Source organism: Burkholderia sp. Bp8991, from assembly GCF_003853795.1.
Lineage (GTDB): Bacteria > Pseudomonadota > Gammaproteobacteria > Burkholderiales > Burkholderiaceae > Burkholderia.
In genome coordinates this window covers 53,590-64,675 of sequence record NZ_QTQJ01000030.1, presented here as the reverse complement: position 1 = coordinate 64,675, position 11,086 = coordinate 53,590, and the positions used below count along the sequence as shown (strand labels likewise).

The following is an 11,086-nucleotide window of genomic DNA, read 5'->3' as shown; positions in this document are numbered from 1 at the left end:
GATTCGCATGAAGAAGATCCTGATGCTGCATGGCATCAATCACAACATGTTCGGCAAGCGCGACCCGGCACAGTACGGGACGATCACGCTCGCGCAGATCGATGCGCGGCTGCAAGGGCTGGCGAGCGAACTGGGTGTACAGGTGGAATCGTTCCAGACGAACAGCGAAGGCGCGATGTGCGAGCGCATTCATCGCGCCTTCGAGGAACGCCAGGACGCGGTGCTGATCAACGCCGGGGCATGGACGCATTACAGCTACGGCATTCGCGATGCCCTCGCCATCCTCACGTGCCCGATCGTCGAACTGCACATGTCCAACATTCATGCGCGCGAGCCGTTCCGGCATCACTCCGTGCTGGCTGAAATCGTCAGCGGGCAGATTTGCGGTTTCGGAGTCCAGAGCTATCTGCTGGCGCTGAGGGCCGCGGTCTCGGCGCTCGGCGACGCATAGGCCGATTCCCGCATCGGCCGCCGATGCGGCGCCCATGCGCAACCGTTGCCGGGTGCACGGCGTGGCGCACCGCGCTGGTTCGCCGTGCGTCGGATCGACGGGGCCCGGTCAGGTCACACACCGGAGTCGCCACATCGGGCAGTGACGACTCCCCGCATCACCCGCGTTGCCCGGCACACATATCAATATCTGGAGACGACGATGACCACGACCTTGCGAGACGAGCCTCGCGGCAGGCACCAATCGAGAAAAGCCGCCATCAGCGGCTGGATCGGCTCGGTGCTCGAATACTACGATTTCTTCATCTACGCCACGGCATCGGCGCTGATCTTCCCGCAGATCTTCTTTCCGCACGGCAGCCCCACGACCGCCATCATCGCGTCGCTGGCCACTTACGGTGTCGGCTACGTGTCGCGCCCGATCGGCGCGTTCGTGCTCGGCCATCTCGGCGACACGCGCGGACGCAAAACCGTCCTGCTGTTCTGCATGTTCCTGATGGGCATCTCGACCGTCGGCGTCGGCCTGCTGCCGACCTATCAGCAAGCCGGGCTGATCGCGCCGGCCTTGCTGGTGACGCTTCGCCTGCTGCAAGGTTTCGCCGTGGCCGGCGAGATCACCGGCGCGAGCTCGATGATCCTGGAACACGCGCCGTTCGGTCGGCGCGGATACTTCGTCAGCTTCACGCTGCAGGGCGTGCAGGCGGGCCAGGTGCTGGCCGCCGCCGTGTTCCTGCCGCTCGCCTACTACATGCCGTCCGCGCAATTCGACAGCTGGGGCTGGCGCATTCCGTTCCTGCTGAGCGCGCTCGTCATCGTTGCGGGTTTGATCATTCGCCGCCAGGTCGACGAGTCGCCGGCCTTCGATGAAGCGGTACGCAACCAGGCGCAAGCCGGCTCGCCCGTCGCCGACGCTTTCCGGCATCACTTTCCCGACATGGTGCGCGTGGCCTGCATGTCGATGATGAACGTGATTCCGGTCGTCGCCACGATCTTCGGCGCAGCCTATGCGGTCCAGCCGGCGTATGGCATCGGCTTCCAGAAAGACATCTATCTCTGGATCACGGTGATGGGCAATATCGTTGCGATGATCGTGATTCCGTTCGTCGGCAACCTGTCCGACAAGGTCGGACGCCGGCCGCCGATCATCGTCGGCGCGCTGGCGGCCGGCCTGCTCGCGTTCGCCTACCTGTATGCGATCAGCATCCGCAACGTGCCGCTCGCATTCGCGATGTCGATGCTCATGTGGGGGGTCGTGTACCAGGGCTACAACGCGGTATTTCCGTGCTTTTACCCGGAACTCTTCCCGACCCGCACGCGCGTCTCCGCGATGGCGATCGCGCAGAACCTCGGCACCGCGGCCACGGCGATGCTGCCCGCGCTGTTCACGGCGGTCGCGCCGCCCGGCGCACACCACGTGTGGCTGATCGTCGGCGGGATCGCGTTCGGCATCACCGTGATTGCGTCGCTCGCAGCCGCGAGCGCACGCGAGACCCATCGTGTCCATATGAACGACCTGGGGCAAGCGAACGCTCGACCGGTCGACAAGGCAGAATACGACCGGCTGCGCGTCGCTGCAATGGCGCGCCATCGCGTCGTGCACGAACACGTGCCGGGATCGCTGGGCAGCTAGCCGGCGCTCGACGGGGCGTCGTGTCCGGCGCCTCGTCCGCCGGGTATTTCCGGCTTGCTGCTGCACCCTCGCCGGCAGAGCGCACATGCGTTGCCGCTGTCTTCACCCGATGCCTGATACCGTGCCGAAAACCGTCATGCCGGACACCACGCGCCCTGCCCGCCTGAACTTCGCGCTCATGTTGCCGCTCCTGCTGGCGGCACAGCCGGTGGCGACCGACAGTTACCTGCCGGCGCTGCCTGAAATCGCCGCCACGCTGGGGTCCGCCAGTGTCAGCCTGACGGTTTTCGCATTGATATTCGGTATCGGGCAATTGCCGATGGGCAGTCTTGCCGACCGGTACGGCCGCCGCCCCGTGCTGCTGGGCGGCCTTGCGCTCTATACGCTGGCAGCGCTCGCGGCTGCGCTCGCGTCGAGCGCGGCGATGCTGGTCGCCGCTCGCGCGATGCAGGGCTTTGCGATGGCCGCGATCCTGGTATGCGCGCGCGCAACCGTGCGCGACCGGTATTCGGCAGCCGACGGCCCGTACGTGATGGCGCGCGGTTTCATGGGAATGGGGATGATGGCGTTCCTCGCGCCGATTCTCGGTGCGTATGTCACGCAGCAGGCCGGATGGCGATGGGTGCTCGCGGGGATGAGCCTGTATGCGTTCGGGCTGCTCGTCATGTGCTGGTACGGCTTCGAGGAAAGCTTCACCCGAGTCGCTTCGAGCCGGGGCTCGATCCGCGACGTGCGCGAGATATTCGGCAATGCCACGTTCAGGGTATGGGCGCTGCTGGCCGCCTCGACGTACACCGGCATGTTCTGCTTTCTCTTGCTCTCGCCCGCGATCTACATCCGGCATCTCGGCCTGTCGCCCCAGCGATATGGCTGGATACCGGCGAGCGGTACGTTCGTCTATGTGCTGAGTACGTATGGCTGCCGCCTGTTGCTGCGACGGCAGAGCATGCTGCGAACGGTGCGACAAGGCGCAACGTTGAGCCTCACCGGCGCGGTGATTCAGGCATTGGGGTGTGCGCTGCTTCCCGGAAGCATCTGGCCGCTGCTCCTCGGGCATGGCGTGTATTGCCTCGGCCACGGCATCCATCAGCCCTGCGGGCAGGCAGGGGCGGTCAGCAGCCTGCCTCATCTGGCGGGCCGCGCGGTATCGTGGTCCGGCTTCGTCATGATGTTCTTCGCTTTCAGCGTGGGACAGACGGCAGCGGTCTTCACCGATCCGCGCTATCAACTGGGCGCGTGGCCGATGGTGGTGCCGATGCTCGTCGTCGGCGTGACGCTGGTCACGATCGCGTTTGCGTGGCTGCCGAGAATCATCCACACGATTTCGGTCGGCAGGCAATCCGGCGTATCGGCGAGTTCGAGCAGCTGACCGGGCCGCCGTGCTTGCGTGTGAAGCGCGCGGCCGATTCGCTCGCCCCGTCCGTCGAATGCGTCGCGCGCGATGTGACGCCGCCAGCTCGTGACCTCGAACGACGCGATGTGGAGAATCTTCGCGATGCGCTATTGCCGATACGAAAAGCAAAACGACACACCGCACGCATGCTGAAGCCTGGCGACGGGGAGCCGTCCATGGGAGCGCGCGAAGGATGCCGGTTATGGGAGCGGGATCGAAACCGGGTTTAAACGACCCGCGCTACGCGCGCCGCCGGTAAGTCCCCGGCGTACTCCCCGTCCAGTGGCGGAACGCGCGATGGAACGCGCTCGGATCGTCGAAACCGATATCGGCGCCGATCGCCGCGATCGTGTCGAGCGTGTCGGTGAGCCGCTGGATCGCGATGTCGCGCCGCAGTTCGTCCTTGAGCGCCTGGAACGTCGTGCCTTCCGAGGCCAGATGGCGGCTCAGCGTGCGCACCGAACAATGCAGATCCTCGGCCGCCTGCTCGATCACCGGCAGGTCGGGCAGCGCCGCCGACAGGTATTGCCGCACGCGATGGCACACGAGCTGTTCGCTGAACGATTCGAAGATCCAGTCGCCGGGCGCGCGCGCGAGGAACTTGCGCAGGTTGCGCTTGCTCTGCCGGATCGGCGCGTCGAGGTAGTCGGCGCTGAAGCGCATCAGCGTGCGTTCGCAGTCGAACTGCACGGAGCCGGTGAAGAAGTACAGGTGCTCGACCGCATGGCGCGGCCGCGGGCACGCGAACTCGATCCGCAGCAGCGGGATCTTCTGCCCGATCAGCCAGGAACACACGCCGTGCACGAGCTTGAGCATCAGTTCCTGGCCGAGCGCGCCGATCGGGCCGACGGCCGGGTTCGGCCGCAGCAGCACCTGCGCGACGAGGCCATCGCGCTTCGATTCGACGAAGAAGTCGTCGAGCAGGATATGGAAGAACTGGCCGAAACGGTGCAGCGCCGTTTCGAGGTTGCGCGCATCGAGCAGGCTCAGGCACAGGTACTTCAGCGTGCCGCCGCGCAGCGGGCGCGAGAAGATGCCGGGCATCTCGTCGTCGAGGTCGATCGCGAGCGTGCGGTACAGCGTCGAGAACTGCTCTTCCGTCACGCGCGCGTGCGGCTCGCCGAGCAGCTCGAGCGGGATGCCGGCCCCGCGCAGGTAACGCTCGACCACGTCGCGCTGCGCGCCCGCGCTCGCCAGAAAGCCGTTGACGAGCGAAATCGGCACCGTCGCGCTCGGCGACGGCAGCGCCTGCCCGGGCCGGGCGGAAGGTGAGTCTGAACCGGTCATCGCGTCCCCGTCGGTCGAACCGCTCGCATTGTACTTGAGCGGCCCGGGCCGGGCTTTTGGGGCTTTTGGGGCTTTTGGGGCTTTTGGGGCTTTTGGGGCTTTTGGGGCTTTCTCGGCTTTCTCGGCTTTCTCGGCTTTCGGCGCGCCGGCCCGCGCGCCGCCGGGCGCGCGACGCGTCGGCGCCATCAGTCGACGCGGCTGAGTTCCCGGCGCAGGATCTTGCCGACCGTCGACTTCGGCAGCCGCTCGACCAGGCGGATCAGCTTCGGCACCTTGTACGCCGCGAGGTTCGCGCGGCAATGCGCGACGAGCTCCGCTTCGGTCACGGCCGCGTCCGGCGCGAGCACCACGAACAGCTTCACGGCCTCGCCGGTGCGCGCATCCGGCACGCCGATGCACGCGCATTCGGCCACGCCCGGCAGCGCGGTGGCAACCGCTTCCACCTCGTTCGGGTACACGTTGAAGCCCGACACGATGATCATGTCCTTCTTGCGGTCGACGATCTTCAGGAAGCCGGCCGCGTCGAACACGCCGATGTCGCCGGTGCGGAAGTAGCCGTCCGCGGTGAACGCCGCCGCATTCGCGTCCGGCTTCTGCCAGTAGCCGCCCATCACCTGCGGCCCCAGCACGCAGATCTCGCCCGCTTCGCCGATCGCGACCTCGCGATCCTGGTCGTCGAGCAGCTTCACGTCGGTCGACGGCAACGGCAGGCCGGTCGTGCCGGTAAACGCGTCGATCGACTGCGGGTTGAAGGTGACCACCGGCGACGTTTCCGACAGCCCGTACCCTTCGCGGATGAAGTTGCCCGTCACGGCCTTCCAGCGCGCGGAGATCACGTCGATCACCGCCGCGCCGCCGCCGGCCGACAGCTTCAGCCGCGACCAGTCGACCTCCTTCAGCCGCGGATGGCCGGCGAGCCCCGCGTACAGCGTGTTGACGCCGACGAACACCGTCGGCCGCGCGGCCTTCAGCACGTCGATGAAGCCGTCCATGTCGCGCGGATTCGCGACGAGCCAGTTCTCCGCGCCGATCGCGAAGTAGGACAGGAAGTTCACCGTCAGCGCGAAGATGTGATACAGCGGGATCGCCGTGACGACGACCTCCTCGCCCGGCTGCCGTGCGCCCGACACGATCGCCGCGAACTGCTCGATGTTCGCGACCAGGTTGCGGTGCGACAGCGCGGCGCCCTTCGACAGCCCGGTCGTGCCGCCCGTGTATTGCAGCAGCAGCAGATCGGCGCCGCCGAGCGCGACCGGCTCGAATGCGAGCGATGCGCCGGCGGCCAGTGCATCCGCGAGCGGGATCGAGCCCGGCGGCAACGCGTCGCACGCGCCGGCCGGCGCATCGACGACACCGAGATCGCCGCGGCCCACGCCCAGCACGGTCCGGATGCGCGTCTTGCCGACCACGTCGGCGAACGTGCCCATCGAGCCGCCGCACACCACGGCCGCTTCGACGCCCGCGTCGTTGAGCTGGTGCTCGAGTTCGTGCGCGGTATAGAACGGGTTCACGTTGACCTGGATCGCGCCGAGCCGCGCGAGCGCGACGGTCGCCACCGGAAACGCGAGCACGTTCGGCAGCATCACGGCCACGCGGTCGCCCTTGCGCACGCCGACGACCTGCTGCAGGTACGCGGCGAGCGCGGCCGACAGGCGGTCGACGTCGGCGTAGGTCAGCGTGCGGCCGAGCGCGCGGAACGCGGGACGCTCGGCGAAGCGGCGCATCGCGTCGTCCAGCAGCGCGGTTACTGAAGGAAAGAGATCGGGGTCGATCTCGGCGGGGATCGAGCCGTACGAGCCGATCCAGTGTCTCTTCGTCATTGTCCTGCTCCTCGGGGGACGGCACCGGGCAGCGCCGTTCGCACGGCGGCCCGCGCACCGGATGCGCATGGGCCGTCGCCTGACCGGGAACTATCGCGCGCCAACAGCGCTTTGAAAATGATCCGGGCGGTCGAAAAGATGATCGAAACGGACACGCGGACGCGCGGCGAGCGACCAGCCGCGGCGTGCGCTCGCGCGACGGTTTGCCCTTGCCGGACCGTGCAAGCCCGTACGCATCAGGGTGAACCCTATGGCGCGCCCGCGCGTTCCGGCGCAGAATCGCGAACCCGGAACGGTATCGAATCGGACGCAGAACCAGCCATGCCGCGCAGTGCGCTCTTGACCCCGACGGCCGCCGGCGCCGCCCCGCCGCCGGACGCGCCGCTTGCCCCCGCGTCGCGCGAGAAACGCTTCTCGCCGGCCAAGCTGGCCGTGCTCGTCGGCGTCGCGCAGGAACTCGGCCTCGACCCGGCCGCGGTGCTCGACGGCACCGGCCTGGCGCCGGACGCCGTCGCCGACCCGTTCACGCTCACGTCGCCGCTGCAGTTCCTGACCGCCGCGCGCAACGCGATCGGCCGCTACGACGGCACCGATCTCGGCGTGCAGGTCGGCCGCCGGCTGCATGCGTCGAGCTACGGGATGTACGGCTACGCGATGCTGTGCTCGGAATCGCTCGCGCATGTGTTCGATTCCGCCGTCAAATATCACCAGCTGGCCAACGGGATGCTCGCGATCCGCTGGGTCGAACAGGGCGACACCGCGTCGTGGCTGTTCCCGGATCCGCACGAAGCCGCGCTGCCCGGGCCGGACCTGCCGCTGTACCGCTTCCTGATCGACATGCAGTTCGCGCTGCACGTGACGATCATCAAGGACGTGATGGGCGCGTGGTGCGTGCCGGCCCGCGCGCAGTTCGCGCAGCCGGAGCCGGCGCACGCGGCGCAGCTCGCCGATGCGCTCGAATGCCCGATCGCGTTCGACCAGCCGCACCATGCGTTGAGCTACCCGGCCGCGTGGCTCGCGCGCGCACCGCAGCTCGCGAACCCGATCACCGCCGCGCAGGTGTCGTCGCACTGCGCGCGCCTGCTCGACGAGTTGCGCGGCCAGGCCGGCGTCACGCGGCGCGTCTACCAGGAACTCACGCGCACGCCCGGGCAGTTTCCGGACATCGACGCGATCGCCGATACCCTGTGCATGACGTCGCGCACGCTGCGCCGCAAGCTCGACGCCGAAGGCTCGTCGTACAGCGAACTGCTGACCAGTGTGCGCAAGGCGCTCGCGATCGATTACCTGAGCACCACCACGCTCAGCACCGAGGACATCGCGCTGACGCTCGGCTTCAGCGACGCGGTGGGGTTCCGCCACGCGTTCAAGCGCTGGACCGGCACGACGCCGAGCGAGGTGCGGCGCAAGCGTGGCGGGTGACGGCGAGCACCGCCGGTGACGTGGACCAGGATCGGTGAAGTCGTCACCGAGGCAGCGCAAACCGACCGTGTTCCTTTTTTCAGCCGAAAGAAGGCGCGCTTTCGCCAGCCGCCGTGCCGATCTTGCGCGTTGAACAGGGCGAATCATGAAACCGTTGCATAGCCGTCGCCTGGCACTTCTCGGTGGCGTCAAGTCTGTTGCCTGGCTGCTCGTCTGCGCATCCGCGCATGCGCAGACTTCCGGGCCGTTCGAACTGAAGTGGACCCATCCAGGCGAGAAGCTCGTCTACCAGTCGCGCGGCTGTGCCGATGAATGCTGGGAGGCTGCGGTGGTGAACAAGCGTACCGGCGTCTTGCTTGCACGCCTGCGCTGCGACGGCACCGACTTGCCGTTGACCCTGCGCGGCTACCGGCCCGCCGCGACGCCATCCCAAGTGGATCTCGGCGATTGCAGCCCCGATTCGTGGCCGCCAGACGGCGTGAACAAGTTCGAGGCCATACCGGCGGAATTCGAGCGATTGCTCAGGATGCCTTGACGCTGGCGACTCGCACGGCAGCACTCGGCACCGAGCGCTTTCAGCGTGACATCCTGATGCTGAAATCGCGACATCGCCCGAAGCCACGGACGACCGACGAGCCGGGGGCAGCCCGCCGCGATTTCCGCGCATGCATTCGGGCGGAAATCGCGCCAACGGCGCGGGTCGGCTTCAGTCGGCTTCCGTCAGCTTCACCGCGCCTCACCCGCCGCCGGATTCGCCACCGCCAGCGCAAACTCGAACACCGCACCGCGCCCGTCCCGATCGACGAGCCGGATGCCGCTGCCGTTGAGCGCCAGCATCCGGTGCACGATCAGCAGCCCGAGCCCGCCGCTCGTCGCCGCGCCGCCGCTGATCGGCCGCTGCGGCCGCCGGAACAGCCCTTCGCGCCGCGCCGGCGGAATCCCTTCGCCGGTATCCGACACGGTCACCACCACGCGATCGTCGAGCGGCGTCAGCGTGACCTCGACCTCGCCGTGCTGCGGCGTGTGCCGCAATGCGTTGTCGAGCAGGTTGGTCAGCACGCGCTCGATCATCCCGAGATCGGCCGACACGACCGGCACGCGCGGCGGGATCCGCGCATGCAGCGCGATGCCGCGCGACTGCGCGGCGAGTTCGAACTTCTGGAATACGTCCTGCACGAGATCGACGAGCGAGAACGGCTCGCGCTCGGCCTGCACGCCGCCCGACTCGAGCCGCGCGAGCTCGAACAGCGCCTGCGCGAGCCGGCCGACCTTCGAACTCTGCGCGAGCGCGATCGACAGGTAGCGGCGACGCTCGGGTTCGGCGAGCGTGTCGGACTTCAGCGACAGCGTCTCCAGATAGCCGTGCAGCGACGTCAGCGGCGTGCGCAGGTCGTGCGAGATGTTCGTGATCAGTTCGCGCCGCTGCTGGTCCTGGCGCGTCAGCGCGCGCCACTGGTCGCCGATCCGGTCGGCCATCTGCGCGAACGCGGATTCGAGCACCGCGATCTCGTCGCCGCGTCGCCCCGGTGGCGAGCGCGGCACCGGCGGCTGCGCATCGGGCGCGGCGTTCGCGTCGAAGCGGCGCATCGCGTCGGTCAGCCGGCGCAGCGGGCGCGTGATGAAGCTGAACGCGATCAGGCCCGCGAGCAGGCCGAGCAGCGCGACGACCGCCATCGACCACAGCGTCGTGCGCAGCACGTTGCCGGCGTCGACGCGCGCGGCCAGCCGGTCGTGCGCTTCGCCGAGCAGCACCACGTAGATATAGCCGGACGGCGGCTGCCCTGCGCGCTGCAGCGGCGCGGCGCTGAACACCTTGCGCGCGTCGGGGCTGCGCGGATCGTCGCCGAGGATCGGCAGCGGCTCGCCCGCGATGAAGCGCTGCACCGGCGCGAGATCGACGCGCTCGCGCTTCACGTGGCCGGGCGGCGCGTCGTCGCCCTTGATGCGCCCCGCGTTGTCGAGCAGGTACACCTCGACGCTCGGGTTCACGCCCATCAACTGGCCGAACAGCGTGCGCACGGCGTCCGGGCGCAGCCCATTCGCGTCCATCAGCGGCGTGCTGCCGGCGATGTGCGCGGCGAGATCGCGCGACAGGCCCTGCACGACTTCCTTCTCGCGCATGTCGTTCGCGCGGATCTGCAGCCACGCCGACGCACCCGAGCACGCGAGCAGCAGGATCGAGAACACGAGCGACAGCCGCTGGGTGAGGGTCAGCTTCATCACGTGTCCCGCTGGTCCGGCGCGGCGAGCTTGTAGCCGCGCCCCCACACGGTGAGGATCCGCACGGGCTCGGCCGGATCGGCCTCGATCTTCGCGCGCAGCCGGTTGATGTGGGTGTTCACCGTGTGTTCGTAGCCTTCGTGCTGATAGCCCCACACGGCATTGAGCAGGTCCATCCGCGAGAACACCTTGCCCGGATGCCGCGCGAAGAAATACAGCAGGTCGAACTCGCGCGGCGTGAGGTCGATGCGCGTGCCGTCGACGGCGGCTTCCCGCGCGATCGGGTCGATCGACAGCCCGGCGACGTCGAGCGTGCCGGCGTCGATCCGCGAATCGCGCGCGAGCGCGTCGACGCGCCGCAGCAGCGCCTTGACCCGCGCGACGAGTTCGAGCACCGAGAACGGCTTCGCCAGGTAATCGTCGGCGCCGAGTTCGAGGCCGAGGATCCGGTGCACCTCGCTCGAACGCGCGCTGGTGATGATGATCGGCGTGTAGCGCGTCATCGCGCGCGCGCGCCGGCAGATTTCCAGGCCGTCGACGCCGGGCAGCATCAGGTCGAGGATCAGCGCGTCCCAGTTGCCCTGTTCGAGCAGGCGCAGCCCTTCCGTGCCGTCCGCGCTGTGCACGACTTCGTAGCGCTCGTCGCGCAGGTGCAGGCTCAGCACGTCGGCGATGTCGGCGTCGTCTTCGACGATCAGGATGCGTTTGGGGTGGTCCATGGCGGCGGCGGCACGGAGGCGGCGGTCTTCGGTCTCGAACGGCGGGTCTGGCCGGCCAGGTCCGGCAAGCCGGCCTGCCCGGGGCGAATCGCGGCGCAATGCCGCGCTGCCGCCATTGTGCAAAATTTTGCGGCGGAAAGGGGTC

General features: G+C 68.2%; 9 protein-coding genes. 5 read left to right on the top strand and 4 right to left on the bottom strand.

Features of this window, described 5'->3' with window-relative positions:
* Positions 1 to 7: 7 nt before the first annotated feature.
* The 3 genes from aroQ to DIE02_RS27630 all read left to right on the top strand — a co-directional run bounded on the left by aroQ (position 8) and on the right by DIE02_RS27630 (position 3,449).
* Positions 8 to 451, top strand: a complete 444-nt coding sequence (gene aroQ, locus DIE02_RS27640; protein WP_044848489.1) for a type II 3-dehydroquinate dehydratase — start codon at positions 8 to 10, stop codon at positions 449 to 451.
* A 201-nt stretch (positions 452 to 652) separates the two neighbouring features.
* Complete coding sequence (locus tag DIE02_RS27635; protein WP_124489188.1) at positions 653 to 2,080, top strand: MFS transporter; 1,428 nt, start codon at positions 653 to 655, stop codon at positions 2,078 to 2,080.
* Positions 2,081 to 2,216: 136 nt separating this feature from the next.
* Entirely contained in the window at positions 2,217 to 3,449 is a 1,233-nt protein-coding gene (locus DIE02_RS27630) for an MFS transporter (protein ID WP_124529870.1), read from the top strand.
* A gap of 264 nt (positions 3,450 to 3,713) precedes the next feature.
* On the opposite strand, the gene DIE02_RS27625 is transcribed toward DIE02_RS27630, so the two are convergent.
* Together DIE02_RS27625 and DIE02_RS27620 are read right to left on the bottom strand one after the other, a co-directional pair.
* Complete coding sequence (locus DIE02_RS27625) at positions 3,714 to 4,946, bottom strand: AraC family transcriptional regulator (protein WP_260439268.1); 1,233 nt, start codon at positions 4,944 to 4,946, stop codon at positions 3,714 to 3,716.
* Positions 4,946 to 6,580, bottom strand: coding sequence for an AMP-binding protein (locus DIE02_RS27620; protein WP_124529866.1), 1,635 nt, complete (start codon positions 6,578 to 6,580; stop codon positions 4,946 to 4,948). The genes DIE02_RS27625 and DIE02_RS27620 overlap by 1 nt, the downstream gene beginning before the upstream one ends.
* A gap of 321 nt (positions 6,581 to 6,901) precedes the next feature.
* Between DIE02_RS27620 and DIE02_RS27615 the strand changes: the two genes are divergently transcribed.
* Positions 6,902 to 8,002: an AraC family transcriptional regulator gene (locus DIE02_RS27615; RefSeq protein WP_124529864.1), complete on the top strand. Its 1,101-nt coding sequence runs from the start codon at positions 6,902 to 6,904 to the stop codon at positions 8,000 to 8,002.
* A gap of 145 nt (positions 8,003 to 8,147) precedes the next feature.
* Positions 8,148 to 8,537, top strand: coding sequence for a hypothetical protein (locus tag DIE02_RS27610; RefSeq protein WP_124529863.1), 390 nt, complete (start codon positions 8,148 to 8,150; stop codon positions 8,535 to 8,537).
* 191 nt (positions 8,538 to 8,728) lie between these two features.
* Here DIE02_RS27610 and DIE02_RS27605 read toward each other — a convergent pair whose 3' ends face one another.
* Together DIE02_RS27605 and DIE02_RS27600 are read right to left on the bottom strand one after the other, a co-directional pair.
* Entirely contained in the window at positions 8,729 to 10,222 is a 1,494-nt protein-coding gene (locus DIE02_RS27605; RefSeq protein ID WP_124529861.1) for a HAMP domain-containing sensor histidine kinase, read from the bottom strand.
* Positions 10,222 to 10,941, bottom strand: a complete 720-nt coding sequence (locus tag DIE02_RS27600) for a response regulator transcription factor (RefSeq protein ID WP_124524332.1) — start codon at positions 10,939 to 10,941, stop codon at positions 10,222 to 10,224. Before DIE02_RS27600 ends, DIE02_RS27605 begins: the two co-directional genes overlap by 1 nt.
* Positions 10,942 to 11,086: the final 145 nt, after the last annotated feature.

Excerpts from the sequence above, each read along its gene's own strand:
- aroQ (WP_044848489.1), top strand. The coding sequence starts at position 8 with ATGAAGAAGATCCTGATGCTGCATGGCATCAATCACAACATGTTCGGC.
- DIE02_RS27635 (WP_124489188.1), top strand. The coding sequence starts at position 653 with ATGACCACGACCTTGCGAGACGAGCCTCGCGGCAGGCACCAATCGAGA.
- DIE02_RS27630 (WP_124529870.1), top strand. The coding sequence starts at position 2,217 with ATGCCGGACACCACGCGCCCTGCCCGCCTGAACTTCGCGCTCATGTTG.
- DIE02_RS27625 (WP_260439268.1), bottom strand. The coding sequence starts at position 4,946 with ATGGCGCCGACGCGTCGCGCGCCCGGCGGCGCGCGGGCCGGCGCGCCG.
- DIE02_RS27620 (WP_124529866.1), bottom strand. The coding sequence starts at position 6,580 with ATGACGAAGAGACACTGGATCGGCTCGTACGGCTCGATCCCCGCCGAG.
- DIE02_RS27615 (WP_124529864.1), top strand. The coding sequence starts at position 6,902 with ATGCCGCGCAGTGCGCTCTTGACCCCGACGGCCGCCGGCGCCGCCCCG.
- DIE02_RS27610 (WP_124529863.1), top strand. The coding sequence starts at position 8,148 with ATGAAACCGTTGCATAGCCGTCGCCTGGCACTTCTCGGTGGCGTCAAG.
- DIE02_RS27605 (WP_124529861.1), bottom strand. The coding sequence starts at position 10,222 with ATGAAGCTGACCCTCACCCAGCGGCTGTCGCTCGTGTTCTCGATCCTG.
- DIE02_RS27600 (WP_124524332.1), bottom strand. The coding sequence starts at position 10,941 with ATGGACCACCCCAAACGCATCCTGATCGTCGAAGACGACGCCGACATC.